The 25,505-nt window shown below is 65.6% G+C and carries 21 protein-coding genes; 7 read left to right on the top strand and 14 right to left on the bottom strand.

Annotated features, from left to right (window positions below; all coding sequences use genetic code 11):
- Positions 1-452: 452 nt before the first annotated feature.
- The 4 genes from CH278_RS06905 to CH278_RS06890 all read right to left on the bottom strand — a co-directional run bounded on the left by CH278_RS06905 (position 453) and on the right by CH278_RS06890 (position 5,073).
- Positions 453-941 (bottom strand): FBP domain-containing protein, encoded by a 489-nt coding sequence (locus tag CH278_RS06905; protein ID WP_094621703.1) that lies wholly within the window; start codon positions 939-941, stop codon positions 453-455.
- Positions 938-1,510 carry a TetR/AcrR family transcriptional regulator gene (locus tag CH278_RS06900; protein WP_032367331.1) on the bottom strand — a complete coding sequence of 191 codons (573 nt, stop codon included), beginning with the start codon at positions 1,508-1,510 and terminating at the stop codon, positions 938-940. Before CH278_RS06900 ends, CH278_RS06905 begins: the two co-directional genes overlap by 4 nt.
- A 69-nt stretch (positions 1,511-1,579) precedes the next feature.
- On the bottom strand, positions 1,580-3,328 hold the full coding sequence (locus CH278_RS06895; RefSeq protein WP_094621512.1) for an ABC transporter ATP-binding protein: 1,749 nt from the start codon (positions 3,326-3,328) through the stop codon (positions 1,580-1,582).
- Positions 3,325-5,073, bottom strand: coding sequence for an ABC transporter ATP-binding protein (locus CH278_RS06890; RefSeq protein ID WP_179274476.1), 1,749 nt, complete (start codon positions 5,071-5,073; stop codon positions 3,325-3,327). The genes CH278_RS06895 and CH278_RS06890 overlap by 4 nt, the downstream gene beginning before the upstream one ends.
- A gap of 105 nt (positions 5,074-5,178) precedes the next feature.
- Here CH278_RS06890 and CH278_RS27405 point away from each other — a divergent pair, with 105 nt between their 5' ends.
- The 3 genes from CH278_RS27405 (at position 5,179) to rsgA (ending at position 8,020) form a co-directional block, all read left to right on the top strand.
- Positions 5,179-5,352 (top strand): hypothetical protein, encoded by a 174-nt coding sequence (locus CH278_RS27405; RefSeq protein WP_008710019.1) that lies wholly within the window; start codon positions 5,179-5,181, stop codon positions 5,350-5,352.
- Between the two features lie 52 nt (positions 5,353-5,404).
- Positions 5,405-6,853, top strand: a complete 1,449-nt coding sequence (locus CH278_RS06885; RefSeq protein ID WP_027495664.1) for an alpha,alpha-trehalose-phosphate synthase (UDP-forming) — start codon at positions 5,405-5,407, stop codon at positions 6,851-6,853.
- 141 nt (positions 6,854-6,994) lie between these two features.
- A complete protein-coding gene (gene rsgA / locus CH278_RS06880) occupies positions 6,995-8,020 on the top strand; it encodes a ribosome small subunit-dependent GTPase A (protein ID WP_094621511.1) in 1,026 nt (341 codons plus the stop codon).
- A 1-nt stretch (position 8,021) separates the two neighbouring features.
- Here the strand turns inward: rsgA and CH278_RS06875 are convergent, their stop codons facing one another.
- Entirely contained in the window at positions 8,022-8,252 is a 231-nt protein-coding gene (locus CH278_RS06875; RefSeq protein ID WP_027495662.1) for a hypothetical protein, read from the bottom strand.
- A gap of 157 nt (positions 8,253-8,409) precedes the next feature.
- Here CH278_RS06875 and CH278_RS06870 point away from each other — a divergent pair, with 157 nt between their 5' ends.
- Positions 8,410-9,825: an MFS transporter gene (locus tag CH278_RS06870; protein WP_094621701.1), complete on the top strand. Its 1,416-nt coding sequence runs from the start codon at positions 8,410-8,412 to the stop codon at positions 9,823-9,825.
- Entirely contained in the window at positions 9,822-10,223 is a 402-nt protein-coding gene (locus CH278_RS06865) for a MarR family winged helix-turn-helix transcriptional regulator (RefSeq protein ID WP_032386479.1), read from the top strand. The genes CH278_RS06870 and CH278_RS06865 overlap by 4 nt, the downstream gene beginning before the upstream one ends.
- Before the next feature lie 41 nt (positions 10,224-10,264).
- Here CH278_RS06865 and CH278_RS06860 read toward each other — a convergent pair whose 3' ends face one another.
- The 6 genes from CH278_RS06860 to CH278_RS06835 form a co-directional block, all read right to left on the bottom strand.
- On the bottom strand, positions 10,265-11,011 hold the full coding sequence (locus CH278_RS06860; protein ID WP_094621510.1) for an FAD-binding oxidoreductase: 747 nt from the start codon (positions 11,009-11,011) through the stop codon (positions 10,265-10,267).
- A gap of 248 nt (positions 11,012-11,259) precedes the next feature.
- Complete coding sequence (locus tag CH278_RS06855) at positions 11,260-11,676, bottom strand: heat shock protein transcriptional repressor HspR (RefSeq protein ID WP_045841157.1); 417 nt, start codon at positions 11,674-11,676, stop codon at positions 11,260-11,262.
- The gene (gene dnaJ, locus CH278_RS06850; protein WP_032371878.1) at positions 11,676-12,854 is read right to left on the bottom strand and encodes a molecular chaperone DnaJ; all 1,179 of its coding nucleotides are present in this window, start codon (positions 12,852-12,854) and stop codon (positions 11,676-11,678) included. Before dnaJ ends, CH278_RS06855 begins: the two co-directional genes overlap by 1 nt.
- A gap of 31 nt (positions 12,855-12,885) precedes the next feature.
- Positions 12,886-13,545, bottom strand: coding sequence for a nucleotide exchange factor GrpE (grpE, locus tag CH278_RS06845; RefSeq protein WP_032371877.1), 660 nt, complete (start codon positions 13,543-13,545; stop codon positions 12,886-12,888).
- The gene (gene dnaK / locus CH278_RS06840; protein WP_027495655.1) at positions 13,542-15,386 is read right to left on the bottom strand and encodes a molecular chaperone DnaK; all 1,845 of its coding nucleotides are present in this window, start codon (positions 15,384-15,386) and stop codon (positions 13,542-13,544) included. Before dnaK ends, grpE begins: the two co-directional genes overlap by 4 nt.
- Before the next feature lie 337 nt (positions 15,387-15,723).
- On the bottom strand, positions 15,724-16,224 hold the full coding sequence (locus CH278_RS06835; protein WP_032366878.1) for a hypothetical protein: 501 nt from the start codon (positions 16,222-16,224) through the stop codon (positions 15,724-15,726).
- Positions 16,225-16,540: 316 nt separating this feature from the next.
- Here CH278_RS06835 and treS point away from each other — a divergent pair, with 316 nt between their 5' ends.
- A complete protein-coding gene (treS, locus tag CH278_RS06830) occupies positions 16,541-18,721 on the top strand; it encodes a maltose alpha-D-glucosyltransferase (protein WP_094621509.1) in 2,181 nt (726 codons plus the stop codon).
- 40 nt (positions 18,722-18,761) lie between these two features.
- Positions 18,762-19,325 (top strand): hypothetical protein, encoded by a 564-nt coding sequence (locus CH278_RS06825; protein WP_032399224.1) that lies wholly within the window; start codon positions 18,762-18,764, stop codon positions 19,323-19,325.
- Here the strand turns inward: CH278_RS06825 and CH278_RS06820 are convergent.
- From CH278_RS06820 to CH278_RS06810, 3 genes are all read right to left on the bottom strand, one after another.
- On the bottom strand, positions 19,314-20,774 hold the full coding sequence (locus tag CH278_RS06820; RefSeq protein ID WP_027495651.1) for a dynamin family protein: 1,461 nt from the start codon (positions 20,772-20,774) through the stop codon (positions 19,314-19,316). The genes CH278_RS06825 and CH278_RS06820 overlap by 12 nt on opposite strands.
- On the bottom strand, positions 20,771-22,579 hold the full coding sequence (locus CH278_RS06815) for a dynamin family protein (protein ID WP_256991876.1): 1,809 nt from the start codon (positions 22,577-22,579) through the stop codon (positions 20,771-20,773). Before CH278_RS06815 ends, CH278_RS06820 begins: the two co-directional genes overlap by 4 nt.
- Positions 22,580-22,731: 152 nt before the next feature.
- Complete coding sequence (locus CH278_RS06810; protein ID WP_094621700.1) at positions 22,732-25,374, bottom strand: IniB N-terminal domain-containing protein; 2,643 nt, start codon at positions 25,372-25,374, stop codon at positions 22,732-22,734.
- Between the last annotated feature and the right edge of the window lie 131 nt (positions 25,375-25,505).

Here is a 25,505-nt window from a genome sequence, read left to right as displayed (position 1 = left end):
TAAGGATTCGCGAACCGGAACCTGTCGGTGGCCCGTGCTAGGCAAATCGCCAATCCTCGGACGCGCTACGACCGTTGCGCCACACTCCATGGGTATCAACCGGGGTGCGCCATTGAAGACCGACCTACCGGTTTACTGTAGGTTCGCCGAACACATCGACAAGGCGGGTAGATGCGCATGCGACAAACGGGACCCGAGTCCAGTCCACCCAACCGCGCCCGGCACAGACTCTCGCCGCTGTTCGCCACTCTGGTGATCTTCGGGGTTCTAGCCGTCCCAAGACTGGACTTCCCCGGGGCCGGCATTGCGGGCTGGGGACTTGCAATTGTCGCGGCAGCGGCCTGGCTTTTCACAGCTTTGCGGCCACAGCGGTCCAGCCAAAAGAGCTAGGTCGTGCGCGTTGTGCGTACCTCTGAGGGCGCACAACGCGCACGACGGGAGCGCAGCGACATTCAGCCGAGGACACGAGCGAGGAATGCGTCGATATTGTCTTTCACCGTCGCAGTGCGGGTGTCGACGTCGAAGTCCTCCTTGAACTGTCGTCCCAGGGCCGGTGTTTTCTTCTTGCGTGCGTACAGAGAACATGCGAGATCCGAGCAGATGTAGGTACCGACGGTGTTGCCGCGTCGCCCGGACTCCCCTGCCTTCGCAGCGGCCATCAGCGACACACCGCCGTTGGCGTGGGTGGTGAGACAGATGCTGCACATCTGCGCAGTCCGCGGTCCACCCGCTTTGTATCGCAACGCAATTGCACGGAGTCGATCTTCCTGCGGTACGACGATGTAGCTCCGTCCCGCCAGCTTCGGGTCGCCCCAGCCGAGGAAATCGAGATCCTCCCACGGCGTTTCGTCGAACATATCGGGGAGGGAAAGCCGAGTGGCGTCACCCTTGGACGAGTTGACGAACGACGATCTGATGTCGCGTTCGGAGATCGGCTTCATGGTTCCTGCCTCCATTGCCGTAGGAGTGTGTCGATTCCGTCGAGGATTCGGGCCCACGACTCTTGTGAGTCGGGTGCACTGTGAGCGAACGAGCCGGCCGCTTCGAGGCTGGCAAAACCGTGAAAGACGCTGCCCAACAATCGAACAGCATGTACCTGATCCACCTCGCTCAGGTGATACCCACGAAGGATCGCCTTCATCATTGCCGAGTGCCGCACCCCGGCACTGTTGATCGCCGTCTCGTGGTCGAGAGGAAATTGGGTCGCCGCGTATCGCCCGGGATGCTCGCGCGAATAGACCAGGTACGCGTCGGCCACTGCCACCAACGCGTCCTTGCCTGCCCTGCCTGCCAACGCTTCTGCTACCCGGTCGGCCAGCTCTTCCAACGCCAGCAGAGCGATGCCGACATTGAGCTGATGCGCGCTCTTCAGATGCGAATACAGACTCGCCACTTTGACGTCGAAGCGTCGCGCCAACTCACTGGCAGTCACGCGATCGAAGCCGACCTCGTCGGCCAGATCCGCTCCTGCTGCCACGATGCGCTGCGCGGTCAATCCTGCGCGTGCCATGTCGGCCTCCTCCATCTTCCGAGGACACCGTAGCCAAAACTAATAGCTATAGGCAAATTACTATAGCAATCAGCGACCCTGCCACGCCTCCCACAGCTCTGCGTAACGCCCACCGGCAGCGACCAACTCGTCGTGCGGACCTTGCTCCACGATTTTCCCGTGCTCGAGCACAACGACGCGGTCCGCTGCAGCGGCCTGGGTGAGGCGATGCGCCACGACCAATGTGCTGCGGCCTCTCGTCGCCGCCTCCGCAGCCAGTTCGAGCTCACGGGCACCGGAGCTGCCGGCCTCGGCGGTGGCCTCGTCCAACACCGCGACAGCCGGATCGGCGAGAACCAGCCGCGCCAGAGCCAATTGCTGCGATTGCGCCGCGGTCAACTGGTGACCGCCCTCGCCGACGGCGGTGTCGAGGCCGTTCTCGAGCGCCTCGACCCATCCCCAGGCACCGACGGTCCGCAGTGCGGCTTCCACGTCGTCGCGGCCGGCGTCCGGTGCCGCGAGCAACACGTCGTCGATCAGTGGGCCGGCGAAGACGTGCACTTCCTGGCTGACGATCGCGACATGCCGGCGTAAACCCTGGTGGCCCAACGAGTCCAGCGACGCGCCGCCGACACGAACCGTGCCCGACGTCGACGCCATGGACCCGGCCGCAATGGCCGCGATCGTCGACTTCCCGGCACCGGTGGATCCCACGAGCGCGACCGTCTCACCTGCGTCCACACGCAGGTCGACCCCGTGCAGTACTTCGTGACCCCCGTCGTACGAGTGGCGCAGGTCGACGACATCGAGGGTGGCGTCGGCAGGCACGGAACCGTCGCCCACCGGCCGCTCGTCGGCAATGTCGACGACACCGACCAGTCGGGCCAGAGAAGCTCCGGCAGACTGGATGTCGTCGAACGTGAACAGCAGGGTGCCGATCGGATTGAACAGGCGATGGAACAGCAGCGCCGCGGCCGTGGTCTCGCCGACGGTCACGTAATCGCCTCGTACCAGCAGGAATCCGGCCAGCAGGATCACCGACAGGCCGACACATTCGGCGCGGTTGCTGCGTGAGCCGAAGCGCGTGAACAGGCGGAAGACGTCGACGCCGATGTCGCGGGCTTTCGCCGACGCTCGATCCACCTCACCGAGGTGCTCCGCTTCGAGTCCGTAGGCGCGCACCGTCTTTGCGCCCTGCATGCTGCTGACGAAGGACTGGGCTCGCTCGCCCATAGCGACTCGTTCGGCCGCATACAGCGGAGCCGATCGGGGCAGATACCAGCGCAGCGCGAGCACGTACATCGGCAATGCCACCAGACCGGCAAGCCCCAGACGCCAGTCGATTCCGAGCATCGTGATCATGCTCAGGCACACCAGCAGGAATGCTCCGACAAGCTGTGGAATCACTTCGCCGATCGACTTGGCCATTACTGCGACGTCGTCGCCGACGCGGGAGAGCAAGTCGCCCTTGCCTACTCGCTCCAGCGTGGCCACCGGCAGGCGGAGAGCGCGTCGGACGACAGCCTCCCGTAAGGACGCCAGGATGCCCTCACCGAGGGTACTGATCAGGTAGCCGCTGAAGCCGGTGACAACACCGCCGATGACCGCTGCCACCGCGATCACGACGACGACCCCGACGATGGTCGACGAGTCGGCCCCGTCGCGGACGCGGTCGACCAAGACACCGAGCACATAGACCGGCACCAGCGACATCGCCGCGGCCACCGCGCCGAGGAGCAGCGTCACTGCCGTTCGTGCCCGTCGTAGTTTCAGCTGTTCGAGCAGCCACTTCCCCGACCGGGCACCGGTGGCGATGGGAAGCAGTTCGGGCGCGGTCATCGCAGCACCGTCTCCTTGTACTGCGCGTCCGAGGACGCGAGATCGTGGTGGGTTCCTTCGGCGACGACGCGGCCGTCGTCGACGACGAGCACGCGATGCGTCACCGACAGCAGCGCAGGGCTGGTGGTGATCAGGATCGTGGTCTGCGCGGCGCTGCCGGTGTGTCGCAGCTCGGCGATGCCGCGCGCGATCGTGTGCTCGGTGACGGCGTCGACCGCGGTGGTGGGGTCGTGCAGCACCAGCACCGGGGCGTCGACCGACAGGGCCCGCGCCAACGCGACTCGTTGACGTTGGCCACCGGAGAGGCTGGCACCGCGGTCGGTGACGGCGTGGTCGAGCCCGGCCTCGTGCAGTTCGACGACGTCGGTGGCCGCGGATGCCTCGAGCACGCGGGCGAGTTCGGCGTCGGGCTGCGCGCGACCTGCGGTGACGTTGCTGCGAACGGTGCCGGCGAACAGGTCGGTGATGTGCGGCTCGACGAGCACGGTCTCGCGGGCGCGTCGGAGATCGATGTCTCCTGTTGCGACGCCGCCGATCCGTACCGTTCCGGCGTAGTCGGACTCGGAGATCTGACCGGAGAGCACCTGGGCGAGTGCCTCCCCGTCCTGCGGCCGGTAGGCGACGATTCCGAGCATCTCGCCGGGTGCAGCCGAGAAGGTGAGGCCGTCGAGCGAACGGAACCCGACCTCGTCGACGGCGAGTTCCGTACCCGAGGGCACAGCGGAATCGGATTGCGGCAGAACGTGGTCGGCACCGAGTACGAGTGCGAGCCGATCGGCAGAGCCACGCACCATCGCCACCACGCCGGGGACCTTGGACAACCCGGTCAGCGGTTCGATGACGAATTGCGAGAGCCCGATGACGGTGATCAGCTCGCCGACCGAGATGCGACCCTGCAACGCGAACCAGCCTGCGGTACCGGCGATTCCGACGGCCAGCAACGCGTTGACCGCCGCCGCCAGGCCCTGATAGACGTTGTTGGCGCGGGCCAACCTCAGCGTGGCCGCCAGTGCCGTTCGGCTCGACGTCACGAACCGCTGGGTCGCGGCGTCCTCGGCTCCGATTCCGCGCAGCGGACGCACTCCACTGACCAGATCGGTGGCCATTCCCGATACCCCGGCGATCTCGGCCTGCTGTGCGGTGGCCGCGCGGGTGAGCAACGGGGCGAGGCGCTGGAGCGCGATCAGGATCACCGGAGTACCGATCACGACGGCCAGGCCGAGGGGAATGTCGATGATCAGCAATGCCACCGCGGACGCGACCACCGCCACTGCGGACGCGAAGACTCGCGCGATCAGGTCGAGAATCCACGATTCCTTCTCGGCATCGGACGTCGAGACCGTCAGCAATTCACCGGCCGACAGATCGGTGCGCAGTCCGCGTGGGTCGAGAACGCGGCCGGCGACCTCCACCCGCACATCGTGGGCCTCACGCTCGATGGCGACGACGATGATGCGGGCACCGATGCGCCAGGCGTAGGACAGTGTGACGAACAGAGCCGCGAGACCGACCAACGAGATAATCATCGCCGTTACGTCGCCGGTGTCGATCGCCCGCGACACGATCAGACCGATCGCGACCGGAACCATCGTTTCGCACAGTTGATGCACCCCGAAGAGCAGGGACGAGACGATCAAGCGGGTGCGACGACGTCGTACGGTGCGGCGCAGAATCGCGCCACCGGTGGCCGGGAAAGGTGCCTCCACCACGTTTCGAGCATGGTGAAGCGAGACAGAATCGGTCATTCGCTGCAGCCTATGGCATCGGGAAGTGGCGATGGGGTGTCACATTTACATAGAGTTGGCACCAGCGAACACCGAGTAAGTCCAGCAGAGAGTACGGAGATCACCATGCCTGCCAAGACATCGACCGACAACGACATCGCCGACGAAGACATCGTCCCACTCGAGTACGAGACCGCCAGTCAGGCCCAGCGCGTCGTCGCCGCCTATGCGACCGATGCAGACGAGTGCCGCATGTTGTTGTCGATGCTGGGTATAGACCCCGTAGCGAAGACCGACTGACAGGTTTTCGCAGGGCTGATTACCCAGGGATCAACAAGCGGATTGGACAGTTGTGGCTGACGCCTCGCAGGGTTCGGATTTCGTCGTCGTAGCCAACAGGTTGCCGGTCGATCTGGAGACACTTCCCGACGGCAGCACACGATGGAAGCGCAGCCCCGGCGGGCTGGTCACTGCGCTCGAGCCCATCCTGCGCGCCAACAAGGGTGCCTGGGTGGGATGGGTCGGCGTATCCGACGTCGACGTGGAGCCGTTCGTCGAGGACGACCTGCACCTGCGTCCGGTGCCGATCAGCGAGAAGGAATACACCCAGTACTACGAGGGCTTCTCCAACGCCACGCTGTGGCCGCTGTACCACGACGTCATCGTCAAGCCGGAGTACGACCGCGACTGGTGGAACGCGTACGTCGAGGTCAATCGTCGCTTCGCGGAGAAGACGTCCGAGGCAGCCGCGCAGGGCGCAACGGTGTGGATTCAGGACTATCAGCTCCAGCTCGTCCCGAAAATGTTGCGGATGCTGCGGCCCGATCTCACCATCGGCTTCTTTCTGCACATCCCGTTCCCGCCGATCGAGCTGTTCATGCAGATGCCGTGGCGCACCGAGATCGTCGAAGGACTGCTCGGTGCCGACCTGATCGGTTTCCATCTGTCCGGCGGCGCGCAGAACTTCCTCTACCTTGCCCGACGCCTCGCCGGGGGAACCACCTCACGCGGAACCGTCGGTGTGCGGTCCAAGCTCGGCGTCGTCCAGGTGGGGTTCCGGACCGTACGCGTCGGAGCGTTCCCGATCTCCATCGACTCCGGTGACCTCGACACCAAGTCGCGCACGAAAGCCGTCCGAGACCGCGCCAAGCAGTTGCGCAAAGACCTGGGCAATCCGAAACGGATCATGCTCGGCGTCGACCGACTGGATTACACCAAGGGAATCGACGTTCGGCTCAACGCATTTCGAGAGTTGCTCGAAGAAGGCCGAGTCGATCCGGCCGAGAACGTCATCGTGCAATTGGCGACGCCCAGCCGTGAACGCGTCGAGAGCTATGTCGCCATGCGCGGTGAGATCGAGCAGCAGGTGGGACGCATCAACGGCGAGTACGGCCAGGTGGGCCACCCGGTGGTCCACTACCTGCACCGTCCCATTCCCCGTGAGGACCTGCTCGCCTACTTCGTGGCTGCCGACGTCATGCTGGTCACTCCCCTACGCGACGGCATGAACCTCGTCGCCAAGGAGTACGTGGCCTGCCGCAGCGATCTCGGTGGCGCGCTGGTTCTCAGCGAATTCACCGGTGCTGCTGCGGAATTGCGCCAGGCGTACCTGTGCAACCCCCATGATCTGGACAGCGTGAAGGACGCCATCACCGGAGCGCTCGAACAGGAACCCGAGGCAGGTAAGCGTCACATGCGAGCCATGCGCCGGCAGGTTCTCGCCCATGACGTCGACCGCTGGGCTCGCTCGTTCCTGTCCGCTCTGGCACAACCGGCCGAGGGCACCAACCTCGTCAGATAAATCGCTTTACCCCCACCGTCGACGGCTGCTAGTTTGCCGTCGACGGTTTTGTGCATACGAGAAGTGAGGAGGTGGGCATCGTGGCCACCTGGACGAGAACACACCCGAGCCCTCACACCTCCTCCACGAAGGACTTCTCGCATGTCTTCTCTACTCGAATACGGACACGACCAACACTGGCGTGACGAGTTCGAACAGCATTCTCACAGCGCAGTTCTCGCCCGCGTGGTTCGCGTCGACCGCGGTGAATTCGACGCCGTCACCGAGCACGGAATAGTACGCGGCACCGGTACCGCTACCTGCACCGGCGACTGGGTCGCACTCCGGCCACTCACCGGCCGGAACCACGGGCTCGTTGCCGTCCTCCCCCGCCGAACGGCCATAGTTCGAGCCAGTGCCGGATCGACCTCGGCCGCACAGGTTCTCGGTGCCAACGTCGATACTGTCGTGGTCACTGTCGCGTCGGACACTGCCCTCGATCTCGGTCGCGTCGAGCGCTACCTCACGTTGGCGTGGGGCAGCGGCGGCGTACCCGTCGTCGCGATCACCAAGACCGACAGCGGACGCGTCACCGAAGAGTCGGTACTGGCCGCCGCGCCGGGTGTCACCGTCTGCAGCACCAGCGCGGTGTCGGCCGATGGAATCGACTCGCTGACAGCGCATCTGCACGGTACGGTCGCGCTGATCGGGCCGTCGGGATCGGGTAAATCGACTCTCGGCAACGCTCTGATCGGGAGCACCGCGTTCGCCACCGGCACCACTCGCGAGGCGGACGCCAAGGGCAGACACACGACGGTGCGTCGGGAATTGATTCCGGTACCACGACTGGGACTGACCCTGCTCGATACTCCCGGATTGAGATCGGTGGGTGTACAAGGATCGGAAGACGCAGTGGCGAGCGCCTTTTCGGATATCGACGAGCTGGCCGCACTGTGCCGTTTCGGCGACTGCGCGCACGCACACGAGCCCGGTTGCGCCGTTCTTGCCGCCGTCGAGACAGGCGAACTCTCCGAACGCCGGCTGGGTAACTACCGAAAGCTGTTGCGGGAGAACGCCTGGACAACGTCGCGCCACGATGCGCGGGCGCGCAGCGAGAAGTTGAGGGAATACAAGCAGATGACCAAGTCGCTACGGCAGAAGTACGCAGCCGACGGTGGGCGGCGCTAGGTCAGCTCTCGTCGAACAGCGAGGGGCTCTCGGACTCCGCCTCTTCCAGCGGAGCCGATCCCTCGCGCGGCGATGCCTTGCGCACCACCTCGACCGTCGTCGTACGGACCGACAGCCGGTGCCCGTCGTGATGCTCGAGCAACGCCAACCCCTGACGAATCTCGAGCACCTTCCACGGGCCTGCATGCCCGGACGCCTGAACCAGGTCGCCTGGTGCGATCTCGGAAGCCACTGTTTTCTCCATTCACCGAGCAGGTATCGGGGGTCGAGCAAGCCTGTGACACACACCCTATCGGGCGCCGACCAGCCCGACGCCACTTGCTCGTCGAACAAGTTAGGAGTACTCATGTAATAGTTGTAGATGTACAAGCAAATACGCGGAGGTGCACGTGGCCGAGCTGACTCGACGACACCGATATCTCGTGCTCGGGATCTGCTGCCTCAGCCTGTTTCTCGTCAGCACCGACAACACGATCGTCAACGTCGCGCTGCCGTCGATGCGCGCAGATCTGAATGCATCGGTATCGGGTCTGCAATGGATCATCGATGCATACACGCTGGTCGTGGCATCTCTGCTGATGCTCGGCGGCTCGATGGCCGACAAGTACGGCCGCAAACGCTTCTTCCTGATCGGCACCGGAACGTTCGTGCTCGGCTCGCTGCTGTGCAGCGTCGCACCGTCGCTGGGCTGGCTCATCGCCTTCCGGATGCTGCAGGCCGTCGGCGGCTCGATGATGAATCCCGTCGCGATGTCGATCATCACCAACACCTTCACCGACCCCAAAGAGCGCGCCGGCGCGATCGGCATGTGGGGTGCCGTCGTCGGAATCTCGATGTCCGCGGGACCGGCACTCGGCGGCGTGCTCGTCACCAGCGCCGGCTGGCAGTCCATCTTCTGGATCAACGTCCCCGTCGGGATCTTCGCTTTGGCGATGACACTGAAGTTCGTCCCGGAATCCAAGGCCGAGCACGCGAGGAAGTTCGATCCGCTAGGTCAGTTCCTCATCTTCGCGTTCCTCGCGTCCCTGGTCTTCACCATCATCGAAGGTCCCGCGAAGGGTTGGGGATCACCGCTGATCGTGTTCACGGGTGCCGTCGCGATCGGCTCTCTCGTCGGGCTGCTGGTGGTCGAATCGCGAATCGATGAACCGCTGATCCAGCTGAAGTTCTTCCGCAGTGCACCGTTCAGTGGCGCTACGGTGATCGCCGTGTGTGCGTTCGCGTCCCTCGGCGGGTTCCTGTTCCTCAACACGCTGTACCTGCAGGACGTTCGCGGCTACTCACCTCTGCACGCTGGTCTCTACACTCTGCCGATGGCACTGATGACGCTGATTTTCGCGCCGATATCGGGACGCATCGTCGGCAGCTTCGGGGCTCGCATCCCCCTGCTCGTGGCCGGCCTCGGCTTCGTGGTCTCGGCGCTGATGCTCACCAGAACGACGCCGACGACATCCTTCACCTGGTTGGCGACGGCATACGTGATCTTCGGAATCTCCTTCGGCATGGTCAACGCCCCGATCACCAACACCGCAGTGTCCGGGATGCCGCGCAGCCAAGCCGGCGTGGCCTCGGCCATCGCGTCGACCAGCAGGCAGGTGGGTCAGTCGCTCGGTGTGGCCGTCATGGGATCGATCGTCACCGCGAGCATCGTCGGAGAAATCTCCGACGGCTTCACTGCCGCCGCCGTGCCCGCCTGGTTCGTCATCGCCGGTGCAGGCGTGGTCGTCACCGTGCTCGCGCTGGTCACCACGGGCCGGTGGGCACGATCGACCGCCGAACGTATCGACCAACCGGTGCTCGTATGACGAGCGAAGCAGCGCAGATCTGGCGCGAGATGCGAGCGCTGATGCTCGAGGTACACGACACTCGACGGGCCGTCGCCGAGGCCACCGGGATGAGCTTCCTGCGGGCGAAACTGCTGATCAAGCTGTTAGCCGGCGATCGGACGGTCACCGAACTCGCCGATCTGCTCGCCTCCGACGTGCCCTACGTATCTCTGAACGTGCGCGAACTCGAACAGCGAGACCTGGTGGTGCGCACCGAGGACCCCCACGATCGTCGACGACGCATCATCGGACTCACCGATACCGGACGCCGCCTCGCCGAGAAAGCCCGCACGATCGCCGACGCCCCGCCGCCGGAATTCACGGCACTACCGCCGGAGGACCTGGCGCATCTGCGTCGAATACTGCGACTGCCCTGATGTGGTGGGGCGGCGCTTCTGCTTCGTCTTCTGCTTCGGCTTCAGCGGCGAATGTCTGCGAGCGGGGTTCCGATCTCGACGAGGGCGCGCACGGTGGCGGCCTCCATGCCGGGTGAACCACACACCAGGATCTGACGGTCGGGGAACGGCCCCTGCACCGCGACGACGTCGGCGATAGCACCCTCCCAGCAGTGCTCCGGCTCGAAAAACGATGTGGTGGAACCTATTTCCTCGTGAATGCGATCGTTCCAGCGGTCCGAGGCCCACGGCTCGTGCAGCTGATCGACGACGGGAACGACGGTCAGCCACGGCAACTCGGCCGCCATCAACCACAGCATGTCGCTTGCATAGAGATCGCGCGGCGACTTGCCGCCGAAGAACAGCGTCACATTCGGCGGCCGCTCCCAGCGGGTGAGATCGAGCAGAATCGCGCGCAACGGAGCGAGACCGGTACCGCCCGCGATCATGACGACGTCACGCCCGGAATCGTCGACGTGCAGACCGCCCTGCGGATCACTGATCTGCCAGACATGACCGGGCCGGGTCTCGTTGACGATCGACCCGCTCACCCACCCCGCGGGTACCGCGCGCACATGGAATTCGAGCTTGCCGTCCAGCGACGGCGGCAGGGCGGGCGAATATCGCCGCGTCAGAGCAGTGTTCTGAGGAACTGTCACGGACACCGACTGCCCGGCCCTGAACGGGATCGCGTCGCCCTGGAGCCTGATCACCGCGAGGTCGTTCCGAAGGCGATGGTACTGAACGACTGTCGAATTCCACGCCTGCATGCGGACCAGGATAGGGGTCGATGCCGGGTGTCTCGCAAACGCGCGCGGGGTTCGCCGCTGCCGATGCCGCAAACGCGCGCGCGTTTGCTGAACGCGCGCGGAATAGTGACCGAATCACTGGCAAGTCTGCGCGCACCTGACAAACGCGCGCGCGTTTGCGGGGAAGGCGCGCGGAATAGTGACCGAATCACTGGCAAATCTGCGCGCACCCGACAAATGCGCGCGCGTTTGCGGGGAAGGCGGCGAACCTAGCGCTGGTGCTTCGGCTTCCAGACCACCAGGGCGTTGCGTTGGATCGGCACCAGATCGCGGCGATAGCTCGCGTGCACGTTCGCTACCTCCTGCGCCAGTTCCGAGACCCGGGCCTGCAGGGCCTCGACCTGGTTGGTGAGTTCGATGATGCGCTTGATGCCGGCGAGGTTGACGCCCTCGTCCTGCGAGAGTCGCTGCACCTCACGGAGCAGTGCGACGTCGCGCGGTGTGTAGCGTCGACCTCCGCCGGTGGTGCGGTGCGGGATGACCAGGCCCAGTCGGTCGTAGGTGCGCAGCGTCTGCGCATGCATACCGGCCAGCTGAGCCGCGACGGAGATCACGAAGATCTGCGCGTCGGGATCACCTTGTGCCCCACCGGCTTTCGCGGAACCGCCCTCGGGAGGGACCGACATCACACACCTGCCCACCCGGCCCGCGGGTCGAATCCGCTGGCCTTCTCGGCTTCCAGATAGGTCTTCAGAGCGTCGGTAGCAGCATCGTCGAGTTTCTGCGGGACGGCAACTTTGACGGTCACCATCAGGTCGCCTGCACCGGACTTCTTTGGGATGCCGCGTCCACGCACCCGTAGCACTCGGCCGTCGACGGTGCCCGGTGGCACCTTGACGCCCACGCGTCCTTCGAGGGTGGGCACCGACAGAGTGGTGCCGAGGACCAGTTCGCCGTAGCTGACCGGCACGGTCACCGTGAGGTCGTCGCCGGTGCGGCCGAAGACCTTGTCGGGCTTGACTCGAACGGTGACGAACAGGTCGCCGGACGGTGCTCCGCGAAGCCCGGCCTCGCCTTGGCCTGCGAGTCGTACTTTCTGGCCGTCGCTGATGCCTGCCGGTACTCGCACGGTGATGGTGCGGGTGCGGTTCTGCACTCCGGTGCCGCGGCAATCGACGCACGGGTCGTCGATGATGGATCCGGTACCGCGGCAGTCGTCACAGGGCTCACTGAAGCCGAACGCGCCTTGGTTTCGGTTGACGACGCCCTGGCCGTTGCACTTGGGGCAGACCCGCGGGCTGGTTCCGGGCTTCGCACCGCTGCCGTGGCACGTGGTGCACGAGGACGGACTGGTCAACCGCAACGGGACCGTCACACCCTGCGCTGCTTCACGGAATTGCAGCGACGTCTCGGTTTCCACATCGCTGCCGCGTCGGGGACGGTTGCTCTGCGGGCGCTGGGCTGCGCCGCGATTGAACAGACCTCCGAACAGATCGCCGATGCCGCCGTCGCCGCCACCGCCTTGACCGAAGATGTCGCCCACGTCGAAGGTCTGGCCGCCGCCGCCGCCGAATCCGCCTGCGCCGGGCGAGAATCCGCCTCCGCCGCGACTACCGAAGCCACCGGACGCGAACAGCCGCCTGGCCTCGTCGTATTCCTTGCGTTTGGCCGGGTCGGCGAGAACGGCATGCGCCTCGCTGACCGCCTTGAACTTGTTCTCGGCCGCGGCGTTGCCGGGATTGGCGTCGGGATGGTTGTCCCGCGCCAACTTTCGGTACGCCTTCTTGATCTCTTCTGCAGTAGCGCTGGAGGAAACGCCCAGCTCCTTGTAGAAGTCCTTCTCGATCCACTCCCGCTGGCTCACCGGGCGTTTCCTCCTCTCGCGCTATTTCTTTTTACTGCTCGTCGGACGCGGGTGCGTCCGATTCTTCTGCTGCCGTGCCCTCGGAAGCACTGTCGACCACGCCGACCATCGCGGTACGCAGCACGCGCTCGCCGAGCTTGTAGCCCGGACGCATCAGCGTGCCGACGACCGGATTGCTGCCGTCGCCCTCATGGGAGACGGCCTCGTGGATGGCCGGGTCGAAGGCGTCGCCCTCGGCCCCGAAGGTGCTCAGGCCGATGTTCGAGAACACCCCCGCCAACTTGTCCGCCACGGCCTTGAGCGGTCCGGTTTCGAGATCGCCGTGCTGGCGAGCTCGCTCCAGATCGTCGAGGACGGGGAGCAGCTGGGACACGACGGACGCTTTCGCGTTCTCCGCTCCCGTCTGCTTCTCCCGATCCGTGCGGCGACGGTAGTTGGCGTACTCGGCCGACACGCGCTGCAGATCGGCAGTGAGTTCTGCGACCTGAGTGTCGCGCGGATCTTCTGTGTCCTCCGCCTCGACCACGATCTCGCCTGTCCCTTCGTCCACCGAGCCGGGCTGGGGCGCAGTACCGGTGCCCGCGAGGGGCTCCGGAACTGCGTCACCTTCCCGTACTTCACCGGTCTCGGGATCGATCTTCCGCTTGTCCACGAAAGTGACCGGTTCTTGCTCGGAGTTACCCGACGTCACTTCTTGTCCGTGTCGTCGGCGGGCTCGTCGACAACCTCTGCGTCGACTACACCGTCGTCAGCGGCCTGCGCGCCACCCTCTGCGCCGCCCTGCTCCTTGGCCTGAGCCTCGTAGATGGCGGTGCCGAGAGCCTGCGACTCGCTCGACAGCTTCTCCACGGCGGTCTTCACTGCCGAGATGTCGCTGCCCGCGAGTGCCGTCTTGGCGTCGGCGATGGCAGTTTCGACGCGGCCCTTGAGCTCGGCGTCGACCTTGTCCTCGTTGTCCTTGACGAACTTCTCCGTCTGGTGGACGAGGGACTCGGCCTGGTTGCGGACCTCGGCCTCTTCGCGACGAGCCTTGTCCTCGTCTGCGTGAGCTTCGGCGTCGGCGACCATGCGGTCGATCTCTTCCTTGGACAGACCGGAGCCGTCCTGGATCTTGATCGTGTTCTCCTTGCCGGTGCCCTTGTCCTTGGCCGTGACGTGCACGATGCCGTTGGCGTCGATGTCGAAGGTGACCTCGATCTGGGGGACGCCGCGCGGAGCCGGGGGCAGATCCGTCAACTCGAACGAGCCGAGGAGCTTGTTGTGCGAGGCGATCTCGCGCTCACCCTGGAAGACCTGGATCTGCACCGAGGGCTGATTGTCGTCAGCGGTGGTGAAGGTCTCGGATCGCTTCGTCGGGATGGTGGTGTTGCGCTCGATGAGCTTGGTCATGACGCCACCCTTGGTTTCGATACCGAGGGACAGCGGCGTGACGTCGAGGAGCAGAACGTCCTTGACCTCACCCTTGAGCACACCGGCCTGCAGTGCAGCACCGACGGCCACGACCTCGTCCGGGTTGACGCCCTTGTTGGGCTCGCGTCCACCGGAGAGTTCCTTGACCAGCTCGGAGACCGCGGGCATACGCGTCGAACCACCGACGAGCACGACGTGGTCGATGTCCTTGACGGCGATGCCGGAGTCCTTGACCACTGCCTGGAACGGCGCACGGGTGCGGTCGAGCAGGTCGGAGGTGATCTTCTGGAACTCCGAGCGGCTGAGCTGCTCGTCGAGGAAGAGCGGGTTCTTGTCCGCGTCGACCGTGATGTACGGAAGGTTGATCGAGGTGCTCTGTCCGGAGGACAGTTCGATCTTCGCCTTCTCGGCAGCCTCACGCAGACGCTGCAGGGCCATCTTGTCCTTGGTCAGATCGATGCCGTTCTGAGCCTTGAACTTGTCGACGAGCCAGGTCACGATGCGCTCGTCCCAGTCGTCGCCACCGAGGTGGTTGTCGCCGGACGTCGCGCGGACCTCGACGACGCCGTCGCCGATTTCGAGCAGCGAGACGTCGAACGTGCCGCCACCGAGGTCGAACACGAGAATGGTCTGCTCGCTGTCGCCCTTGTCCAGGCCGTATGCGAGAGCTGCCGCGGTGGGCTCGTTGACGATGCGCAGGACGTTGAGGCCGGCGATCTGGCCGGCTTCCTTCGTGGCCTGACGCTGCGCGTCCTCGAAGTACGCGGGAACGGTGATGACCGCGTCGGTGATTTCCTCACCCAGGTAGGCCTCGGCGTCGCGCTTGAGCTTCTGCAGCGTGCGCGCGGAGATTTCCTGAGGGGTGTACTTCTTACCGTCGATCTCCACGGTCCAGTCCGTGCCGACGTGGCGCTTCACGGAACGAATCGTGCGGTCGACGTTGGTGACCGCCTGGTTCTTCGCGGGCTGGCCGACCAGCACTTCACCGTTCTTGGCGAAAGCGACGATCGACGGGGTGGTGCGTGATCCCTCGGAGTTGGCGACGACAACCGGTTCGCCGCCCTCGAGGACGGACACGACCGAGTTGGTGGTCCCGAGGTCGATACCGACCGCACGAGCCATAATGTTTCCTCCTGTTGTTGCGTGGGTTCCAGTCCCTGGGTGAGCGAACTCCGCTCAAGTTTGCACAACGCGATCTATCGCGTCAACTTCCAACTTGAGCCTCGTCCACTCAAGGCTGCTGACCTGCACAACGGAGGGTGTGGCGAATTTGTTCCCGAGGGAGCGGCTACGCCGCATGTGAGTAGGAGTGGAGCCTGCGGAACGACCCAGGTGAGTGGAAACTCGACCCCTGCTACGAAGTTCCACGCACATGGGGCGAAGCCCCTCCACAGCAGTACGCCGCGACGATCAGCGGGGATCGTCGCGGCGCAGCGGGAGAGAAAGTACAGAACGAAAATTACTCGGCAGGCTCGGTGGCGGGTGCGGGGATGCAGCTGTAGCTGAGCAGTCCGCCGGTGATGTTGTTCATGAAGTCGGCATCGAGTGCGCTGGCGAAGGCTGCTGCGCCGGCGGGGCGAGCGACCCATTCGCGATCGGCAGACGGCACGGTGTAGGTCATTGCCTCGCCTGCCTTGATGGTCTTCTCGGTGTTCTGACCCTGCAGACCCGGCAGTGCGCCGTAGTTGACGTTGACGTTCGACGCGTCGTCGGCACCCTTGTTCTCGACCTTGACCTGCAGTGCGACGACGCCGCCCTCGGGGGCCTTCTCGACTGCGGTGTCGCAGACAGTGGCCATCGAGACCACCAGGTCGGGGCTTTCGAGAACTGCAGAGCCGAGGGGCATCGCAGGCTCGGTCTCGGGCTCGGCCGAGGCCATGGGTACGAGGACGACCGCACCGATGCCGGCGGCCAGGGCGGCCGTCGAGGCCAGGATCGATGTGCGGGCAAGACGTCGCATGGACAACTCCTGTGGCTGAGGGGATGTGACCCGTGAGTCTGATGTGACTGAAGGGACAGTTGGTACTTCCTCACTATGGCCTATCCGATTCAGACATTCCACACCAGGCGGTCTCGATTCGATGACGTTCGCATATCGAACAAAACCGGTCGCGCGGAATGACATTGGTGTGATTCGGCCGACGCTCACCGATCGACGGGCCGGGCCCGGCGCGCCCACACGCTAGGTTTCGCTGGTCGAAGAAGAGGGGAACCACAACCCTGCGGATCGGCCGCGCCCTACGTAGGGTTGAGGAAAAGCGAGGCTACGGAGGCACATGGATCCCGAAGTGCAGCACGAACCGAGCGAGATCACCTACGACGAAAAGTTCTACCCGGCTCGGCCGAAACCGCTTCGTCCGTCCGTGCGTCGTGCGAACCGAAGTAGTGGTCCCACTCCGGACAGCGAGCCGGTCGCGTCCAATCCCGAGTACGTGGACTGGCTCACCGAACAGTCGATGCTGCGAGATGCCAAGCTCATTGCCGAACAGCTGTCGGGCAAGGGCAGCATGTGGCAGAACCCGTATGCCGATCCCGACCCGCGTGCTGCCGTCGAGCGAGCACCCGTCTGGTTCACCGCCTACCCCATCTCGGTGATCAACGCTCCGCAGACCAGCTTCCTGAGCACCCTCGGTGACGAGAAGTTGTGGCAGGCGTTCTCCGAGATCGGCGTCACCGCCGTGCACACCGGACCGGTGAAAGTGGCGGGCGGCATCCACGGGTGGCGTCCCACCCCGTCCGTCGACGGCCACTTCGACCGCATCGGTATGCAGATAGACCCCGCCTTCGGCTCGGAAGAAGAGTTCCGACGCCTGTGCGTCGTGGCCGCCGCGTACGACGGCATCGTCATCGACGACATCGTTCCCGGCCACACCGGTAAGGGTGCGGATTTCCGGCTGGCCGAGATGGCCGTCGCCGATTACCCCGGCATTTACCACATGGTCGAGATCGAGCCGCAGGACTGGCACCTGCTGCCGCGTGTGCGCGCCGGTGCCGACTCGCAGAACATCGACGCCGAGGCCGAGGCAAATCTCGCTCGTGCCGGCTACATCATCGGCCAGTTGCAGCGAGTGATCTTCTACGAGCTCGGCGTCAAGGAAACCAACTGGAGCGCAACACCTCCCGTCGTCGGCATCGACGGCGTCGAGCGGCGTTGGGTGTACCTGCACTACTTCAAGGCCGGTCAGCCGTCCATCAACTGGCTCGACCCATCGTTCGCGGGCATGCGTCTCGTCATCGGCGACGCCTGCCACTCCATCGCCGATCTCGGTGCCGGCGCGTTGCGCTTGGACGCCAACGGTTTCCTCGGCGTCGAACGTCGTGCAGAGGGTCCGGGTTGGTCCGAGGGACACCCACTCTCGGAGGCCGCGAATCACCTGATCGCCAGTGTGGTGCGCAAGATGGGTGGGTTCACCTTCCAGGAGTTGAACCTGACGATCGACGACATCAAGGCGATGGGCACCAACGGTGCCGATCTGTCGTACGACTTCATCAACCGCCCGGCCTACCAGCATGCGTTGGTCATGGGGAACACCGAATTCCTCAGGCTCACCATGACTTTGGCGCGCGATCACGGTGTGGACACCGCGTCGCTGGTGCACGCGCTGCAGAACCACGACGAGATGACGTTCGAGCTCATCCACTTCGCGACACTGCACGCAGAAGACGAGTTCGCCTACGGCGGCGAGTCGGTCAAGGGCTGCGATCTGGGCGATCGCATTCGCGGCGAACTCACCGATCGACTCACCGGCCGCTGGGCACCGTACAACCGAACGTTCACCACCAACGGAATCGCCTGCACCACAGCAAGTGTGATCACCGCGTCGCTCGGCATCCGCGATCTCGATCGGATGGACGAGCAGGACATCGAGACCGTGAAGCGGGCGCACCTGCTGCTCGCCATGTACAACGCACTGCAGCCCGGCGTGTTCGCACTGTCCGGCTGGGACTTGCTGGGCATTCTTCCGATCGCCGCCGACGAGGTCGAGGATCTCATCAAGGAGGGCGACACTCGCTGGCTCAACCGCGGCGCACACGACCTGATGGGGTATTTCCCCGACGCCGTGCGCTCGGAATCGGGCATTCCCCGTGGACGCAGCCTGTACGGGTCGCTACCGGAGCAGTTGGCCGACCCGCAGTCGTTCGCTCGGCAGCTGGCTCGAATCATCGAGCTGCGCAACAAGTACGGCATTGCCACGGCGCAGCAGATCGACATTCCGACGGTCTCGCACAAGAGCCTGTTGGTGATGGTGCACGAGCTCGGCCAGGGCACCATCCAGGCCACGGTGCTGAACTTCTCGTCCGACGAGATCAGCGCAACCATTCAGTCCAAGCACCTGGTGCCCGGCACCTGCGCCATCGATGTGTTCGACGACAACGAGATCGCGACGGTCGACGAACTGCACAGTTTCCCGATGAACCTCGGCCCGTACGAGGGCGTTGCGGTGGTGCTGCGGTGAGACGCCGTCGCAGCACCGCTGACGGATAGACTCCTGCACCGTGGCCGAAGAACCGAACGATCCGACAGCGCACAGGCCTCGGCCTACCCGACCGCAACCACCGCGGCCGGAGCTGTCCGTCGAACCTCTTCGGCCACGACAGGAATCCACCGCAGACTCCCGTCTGCCGAAGATCGCGACAGGGCTGTGGGCGGCGACCGCCGCACTGATCCTGGCGCTGGCCGCCGTCATCGCGCTGAACTGGAACGTCGTTCTGTTGGGCGTCGAAACCGCAGTGGCTCAGCAGGATTCGACGGCGAGCGCCGCAGACGTCCGGAACACGGCGTCGGCCACCCTCATCTCGAGCGGTGCTGCCGCCGCCGTGCTGGTACTGCTCGGATTCGTCTCGTTGAACCTGCTCCGCGGCGCAGCCACGTCGTCCAAAGTCCTGATGGGCGCGGTAGGAATTCTGACCATCGGGGCGGCCGTCACGTTCTCGACCTTCGTCTCCGACGCCTCGGCCCTGCTCGGCGGCGTGCTGCAATGGGGTCCGTTCGTCGTGGCAGGCGCTGCCGCAGCCGCCACGGTCGTCGCGCTGCTACCTCGACGCCCCTCACGTCAGTGAGGCGAGAATCCCTTCGGCACTCCGTGCGGCGAGGGCACACGAATTCGACGTGAACCGGTCCAGGAGCGGATGCTCCGAGAGGGATCGCCACTTGCGAACCGCAGCCAATGCCGTGTCACGTTGCTGAGTGTGCCCCGCATCGGGCGGCAGATCGAGGCGCTCGGTGGCGGCGATGCCGAAGCCGCCGATGATGCGCTGCAGATCGAGCAGTCCGCCGTCGGGCAATGTCGGTGTGACCGAACGCAATCGGCCGAGCAATCGTAGTTCGGCAAACCCGTGCACGTCGGCGAGCATCCGGCCGGCTTCGGTACGCAGCGCATGCGACTCCGGCCGGAACTCCAGAATTCGTTGCAGCGCAACCAGAGCCGAGTGCAGCTTCAGCTGATCCGCACGCTGGCCGAATTGCACGTCGATCACCGAGCGAAGTTCGGACAGTCCACTGCGCTCGACCAGGTCGGCCGCCAGTGTCGGCGAATCACGCACACCGAGCCGAATCAGCGTCACGGCCATCCGAATCCCGAACAGGCCGAAGCGGTCGACGATGCTGGCGCGCAGGGCGGCATCGACGGGCAGAGTACTCTCCGCCCGCACGAACCGATCGGCCGAAAGCATCGCCAGTTGCAGATCCTCGGTCGGTACCGTCGCGAGCATCTGGAATGCGGCGAACTCGCTCTGCCGCAACGTCTCTGCTCCCAACGCCAACAGCCCTGCTACCGGGACGACGGCCTGGCACAGCCCGGTGGCTTCGAGCTCGGACGCGAACCGCGCCGCTACCTCTTTGGCCGACATCATCGCGTCCATGCGGCCCGAGCCGACCTCGTCGGCCCGGGAGACCACCCCGATGACGCCGAGCGGCCCGGAATCACCGCCGACGTGTGCCCCGATCTGCCCGAGAAACGAGACGTCCGTGGCATTGAGGGTGCGCAGCAGGTAGACCACTGCGTCGGCCCCCGACGACGAATTCTCGGGGGTCAGCATCGCCAACGTGCGCGCCGAGACATCGCGGGAGAGCGACGAGGTGCCGGGTGTGTCGATGATCGTCGTCTGCGCCAAAGTACTTGCCGGCCATTCGACGTCGAGACGATCGACCTGCGCTGCCGTCAACGCACCGAGATCGAACGTCAGCCGCCCGTCGCGTCGTTGCACCGGAACGTTCGCCGCGCGATCGCCGTCGTACCAGGCCGTCACACTGGGCGAGACGCCGTTGCGATACCACGTGACGACCTTGGTGCATTCGGTGGCGTCGGTCGGCGCAATATCTTGCCCGACAAGCGAATTGAGCAGAGTGGATTTGCCGGCCTTGAGCGATCCGGCGAGCGCGACCCGGAGCGGCTCGTCCAACCGGTAGAGACATTCGTCGAGCATCCAGGACGCCTCCGCGTCGCCGGCGTACGTCGACCGCGCTGCCGAGATCAGATCGCGCGCTCGGGCCAGTGCCGTCACGCTCATACCGCGACGTCCTTCACCAGACGCGTTGCGCGAGCATTCAATTCCGAGACAAGCCGCATGTCCTTCTCCAGCTGCGCGATCCGGGCGGTGCGGTCGGTGTTGTCGGCGGCAGCGGCTTCTTGCGCCGAGCGCAACGACTCGTTGAGCGAACGCAATGTCTGCTCGGCGATCGAGGTGAAGTGATCTCGCAGCACCCGCTGAATCTGACGCAGCCGATCCTTCGACTCCTTGCCCACCTGGAAGCTGACGTCGTCGGTGAAGCGGCGAATCGCCATCTTGGCCTCGGAACGACGCGCCTTGACGCGATTCTCCTTGTCTTCCTTGTACGCCTTGGTGCCGAGCAGTACGCCTGCTCCGATCGAGATCGGATTGAGCAGACTCAGCCCGACGAACGTGGTGATCAGACCGAACATCAATACGCCGCCGTAGGATCCACGCATTCCCACGAGCACTTTCTGCGTGATACCCACCCGACCCGACTCCAGATCGGCCAGGGACGTCACGGGCTCGAGCACATTGTCGAGATCGCCGAGATCGAGATCGGGCAGGGCCGCCGCGCCGGACGACGCGAAGTGCTCGGCCACCAACTCCGACAACCACAGAGCCCGCTCGTGCGCCCACACGAAATTGTCGCCCACCGACGCAGCGATCTGCTCTTCGAGCCATTCGCCCAGTTGCGGCCAGTCCTTCCCCGGATCCCCCTCGTCGACGGTTTCCTCGGCCTCCCGGGTGACGCGTCGCAGTCGGTCGCGCAGGTCGTGATCGATGTCCGACGCGAGATCTGCGATTCCGTCACCGAGCGTCTGTTGCCACTGCGAGGACCGCTTGTGCAGTTCCTCCGCGGCGGACTTGGCGCGCTGGAGCCCGGCGACTGCGGCGGCCGCGCGCTCCGGATCCTTCAGCGCCGCAAGCTCACTGCCGTACGACAGTGTCAGGTGCTCGGTCACCGAGCGGACATCGAGGGATACCGATGCGCGAGCCAGCACGTCGGCTCGTGCCACCACGTCGTCGCGCAGAAATGCGTACAGCTGCTGGAAGCCGGATTCGGCATTGAGTTCCTCGTCGTTCAAACGCACTGCGTGCGAACGCAACAACGACGACACCGGCAGCATCTGCACGCTGATGCCTGCACGGTCCAGATGTCCACGGTTGGCCTCGACGATCTGCCGCCAATGGGGATACAGATCGATCTTGGTGATCAGCACCGCCACAGCCGGGCACAGACCCTGCACCTGCCGCAGGAACGCCAATTCCGGCTCGGTGAATTCACGAGAGGCATCGGACACGACGAGCACGGCATCGGCCGACGGAATCAGACCCAATGTCCCTGCCGCATGGGGGTTTCCGTGGCCACCGACTCCCGGCGTGTCGACCAGCACCAGGCCGTCGGCGAGCAGTGGGCTCGGTACCGCGATGTCCAGCCGCAGCACCTCCCGGCCCTGAGCCCGGGGACTCGCCGGAGTCACCGTGGTGATCTCTTCGAGCGGTACGTCGACCCGAATCGGTTCGTCACCGGGATTCGCGAGCACGAGCTGCGCAAAGAAGCTGTCCGCGTTGGACACCACCGTCGGAATCGCGGTGGTCTCGTCGTCGCCCACCGAGCACACCGTCAGATTCAGCAGCGAATTCACGAACTGGCTCTTGCCCTGTTTGAGGGGTCCGACCACGATGATGCGACGGCGAGGGTCGAGCACACGCGACTTCGCTGCCTCGACTCGATCGACCAGATCGGATCGTCCCGCCGATGTCGCTACCTCCGCGGTGCGATCGAGCAGCTCGGCCAGTTCCGTAGATTGCCCGTCCATACCTGTGTCTCCACAACCCATCTCGTCGACTCCCGCGAACCCAACTCGTCCCGCAGGCCGCATTCCCAAACTCTAGCGACGACTCGGCCCCGAGTGTCGTTGAACACTCGGGGCCGACTCGTCACTTCGTCACCTGATCACAGGCAACGCGATCAGGGGTTCAGCGGGTCGATGTCGTGGTCGACGGTCAGCGAGTGGCCCAGTGAATCTGCTGCCGAATCGACCGATCCGTGCAGGTTGCCGCCGGTCTCGCCGAACAGGTCCGTGCTGCTCTCGCTCTGTCCGAAGACGTCGGAGTCGACGCTCGACCAGCCCGTGCCCGATGCGTTCGCGCTGGAATCGAAGGAGCTCGCGGACTCGAAAGATCCCTCGGCTCCGGACTGCACTGCACCGGTGACCTGGCCACCGAGCTGCGCGGCAGAGTCAAACCCGCCGGCCACGGAACCCGCAGCGTCCGCACCAGCATCCAAACCCCCGCTCACCGTGGAGGCCAGTCCGCCGCCGATCGAGCCGCCGGCATCCAGTCCGCCGCCGATGTTCGACGCGATCTCGCCGCCCACCGAGGTTCCCGCGTCGACGACGCCGCCCACGGTGCCCTCGAGTCCTCCGGTGACGTTTCCGGCCAGGTCACCCGCGGCGGAACCGGCGAGGTCACCTGCCGATTCGAGTCCTGCACCGACCTGCGTACCGGCGCCGATTCCGCCGTTCACAGCGCCGGTCAGAGTGCCTTCCAGTCCGGCACCGGCCTGCGCTGCCGCGTCGATTCCGCCGTCGACGGCACCGGTGAGGGTGCCTTCCAGTCCTGCACCGGCCTGTGCTGCCGCGTCGATTCCGCCGTCGACGGCACCGGTGAGGGTGCCTTCCAGTCCGGCACCGGCCTGCGCGGCTGCGTCGATGCCGGTCGAGACACCGCCTTCGACTCCACCTGCAACACCGCCTGCGATTCCGCCGCCGAGGCTGCCGAGTCCGGCCAGTCCGCCGGTCAGGCTCGTGCCTGCGTCGACGAGCCCGTTCAGTCCACCGGCCACGTCGCCGCCGACGTTGCCGACCGCCGCGAGGCCACCGGTCACGTCTGCTCCTGCGCTGCCGACGGCCGCGAGGCCACCGGTGATGCCTGCGCCGACGCTGCCGACTCCGGCGAGGCCGCCCGTCAGGCCGCCGCCGAGGCCACCGAGTCCGGCCAGGCCGCCGGTGAGGTCTCCGCCGACGCTGCCGAGTCCGGCGAGGCCGCCGGTCAGGCCGCCGCCGAGGCCACCGAGTCCGGAGAGGGTGCCTTCCACGGTGCCGGTGAGATCGGCACCTGCGGACACGGCCGTGTCGACCGCACCGGCCAGCTGAGCGCTGAGATCTGCACTCGCGCCGAGTGCTGCTCCGAGGTCGAGTGTGGCTCCGGCGTCGACGATTGCTTCGACGGCCGTGCCGAGCTGTGCGCCTGCAGCGCCGCCCACACCGAACGCGGTTCCGAGAATTCCTTCGAGGCTGCCCGTGACTCCGCCGGTCAGCTCACCCGTCAGCTCACCCGTCAGCTCACCCGCCAGTTCGCCGGTGATGCTGCCACCGATGCCCAGACCGGCGCCGAGGGTTCCCTCGATGGCGGTGTCGATGGCCGTGGCCAGGTTTCCGACGACTCCGGCGTCGAGATCGAGGACGCCGCCCAGGGCGCCGCTGACGACCGTGCCGATGTTGCCGCCGGCTGCGAGGAGTGCGTCGACGTCGATGTCAGCGAGGGCACCGGCGTCGAGTACTGCACCGAGTGCGGTTCCGATGGATCCTGCGATGGCACCGTCGACGGCGAAGAGTCCGCCGAGGCTGCCACCGATGCCACCGGCGATGTCGCCGACCAGCGCGGCTCCGGCTTCAGCGGATCCGCTGAGGGCTGCTGCGATGTCTGCGGTGAGGTCCGCACCGACCGTTCCGAGCCCGGCGAGAGCGCCGCCGATACCTGCGGTCAGCGCGGTGCCGAGGCCGCCGACGATGTCCAGGCCGGCTCCGGCGTCGAGCACGGATTCGAAGACGCCACCGACGGCAGCACCCAGTTCGGCTCCGACGGTTCCGCCGACTGCGAAGAGGGCACCGAGCGCGCCGGACAGTCCGCCCTGGATGTCGGCCAGCGCGGCGAGGTCGACTGCGCCGGTGGCGCCGATCGCGGCGTCGAGGGCTGCCTGCAGCTGTGCTGCCAGGTCGGCGCTGATCTCGCCGCCGATGTCTGCGCCTGCTCCGATGAGTCCGGTGAGCGCAGCGCCGAGTCCGACCGTGCCGCCGAGAAGGCCGTCGAGGTCCAGATCGATTCCGCCACCGAGTCCGCCGCCGATGCCCGCACCGGCACCGATGAGCGCGTCGAGAGCGCCACCGAATGCGGTGCCGAGTTCGAGGCCGATCTGGCCACCGACGGCCAGAGCTGCAGCGAGAGCTGCCTGGAGCGACGCTTCGATCTCGCCCGCCACGTCGATTCCACCGGTCAGCGCACCACCTGCGGCGAGCCCGCCGCCGGCTACCGCTCCTGCGGCAATGCCGAGTCCGGCCGACAGTCCGCCGCCGAGGCTCGCGCCTCCGGCGAGTGCGCCGTCGAGGCCTGCGGATCCGCCTGCACCCAGGATGGCGGAGAGCTGGCTGCCCGCACCGGCGAACAGTCCCGACTCGGCAACCAAGGGGGCCACCGCGACGATGTCTGCGTGGGTGACGCCGCCGAGGCCGGCAGCGGCCAACGTCGTCTCGGGGTTGGCGCAGTAGGCAGCAGCGGCGTTGTCGTCGCGCAGCAAGCCGAGAATGAAATCGAGTACGGCGTTGGTAGCCATGTGAGTCTCCTTGACGAGTGATGCTTCGTGGTTGATCACAAAGCTATGGTCCGAAGAGCCCCCGCCCAACGGGGACGATCCCCCTACTCCCCCGGGGGTCGCCAGGGGACTTGCATTAGGGGATCTGAGCG

This window comes from Rhodococcus sp. 05-2254-5 (assembly GCF_002258575.1).
In the GTDB taxonomy this organism is placed as follows: Bacteria; Actinomycetota; Actinomycetes; order Mycobacteriales; family Mycobacteriaceae; genus Rhodococcoides; species Rhodococcoides fascians.
This window is presented reverse-complemented; position numbering and strand designations above follow the sequence as displayed.

Excerpts from the sequence above, each read along its gene's own strand:
- CH278_RS06810 (WP_094621700.1), bottom strand. The coding sequence starts at position 25,374 with ATGGCTACCAACGCCGTACTCGATTTCATTCTCGGCTTGCTGCGCGAC.
- CH278_RS06835 (WP_032366878.1), bottom strand. The coding sequence starts at position 16,224 with ATGCGACGTCTTGCCCGCACATCGATCCTGGCCTCGACGGCCGCCCTG.
- treS (WP_094621509.1), top strand. The coding sequence starts at position 16,541 with ATGGATCCCGAAGTGCAGCACGAACCGAGCGAGATCACCTACGACGAA.
- CH278_RS06815 (WP_256991876.1), bottom strand. The coding sequence starts at position 22,579 with ATGGACGGGCAATCTACGGAACTGGCCGAGCTGCTCGATCGCACCGCG.
- CH278_RS06890 (WP_179274476.1), bottom strand. The coding sequence starts at position 5,073 with ATGACCGATTCTGTCTCGCTTCACCATGCTCGAAACGTGGTGGAGGCA.
- CH278_RS06905 (WP_094621703.1), bottom strand. The coding sequence starts at position 941 with ATGAAGCCGATCTCCGAACGCGACATCAGATCGTCGTTCGTCAACTCG.
- CH278_RS27405 (WP_008710019.1), top strand. The coding sequence starts at position 5,179 with ATGCCTGCCAAGACATCGACCGACAACGACATCGCCGACGAAGACATC.
- CH278_RS06895 (WP_094621512.1), bottom strand. The coding sequence starts at position 3,328 with ATGACCGCGCCCGAACTGCTTCCCATCGCCACCGGTGCCCGGTCGGGG.
- CH278_RS06855 (WP_045841157.1), bottom strand. The coding sequence starts at position 11,676 with ATGTCGGTCCCTCCCGAGGGCGGTTCCGCGAAAGCCGGTGGGGCACAA.
- rsgA (WP_094621511.1), top strand. The coding sequence starts at position 6,995 with ATGTCTTCTCTACTCGAATACGGACACGACCAACACTGGCGTGACGAG.
- CH278_RS06900 (WP_032367331.1), bottom strand. The coding sequence starts at position 1,510 with ATGGCACGCGCAGGATTGACCGCGCAGCGCATCGTGGCAGCAGGAGCG.
- CH278_RS06860 (WP_094621510.1), bottom strand. The coding sequence starts at position 11,011 with ATGCAGGCGTGGAATTCGACAGTCGTTCAGTACCATCGCCTTCGGAAC.
- CH278_RS06865 (WP_032386479.1), top strand. The coding sequence starts at position 9,822 with ATGACGAGCGAAGCAGCGCAGATCTGGCGCGAGATGCGAGCGCTGATG.
- CH278_RS06820 (WP_027495651.1), bottom strand. The coding sequence starts at position 20,774 with ATGAGCGTGACGGCACTGGCCCGAGCGCGCGATCTGATCTCGGCAGCG.
- dnaK (WP_027495655.1), bottom strand. The coding sequence starts at position 15,386 with ATGGCTCGTGCGGTCGGTATCGACCTCGGGACCACCAACTCGGTCGTG.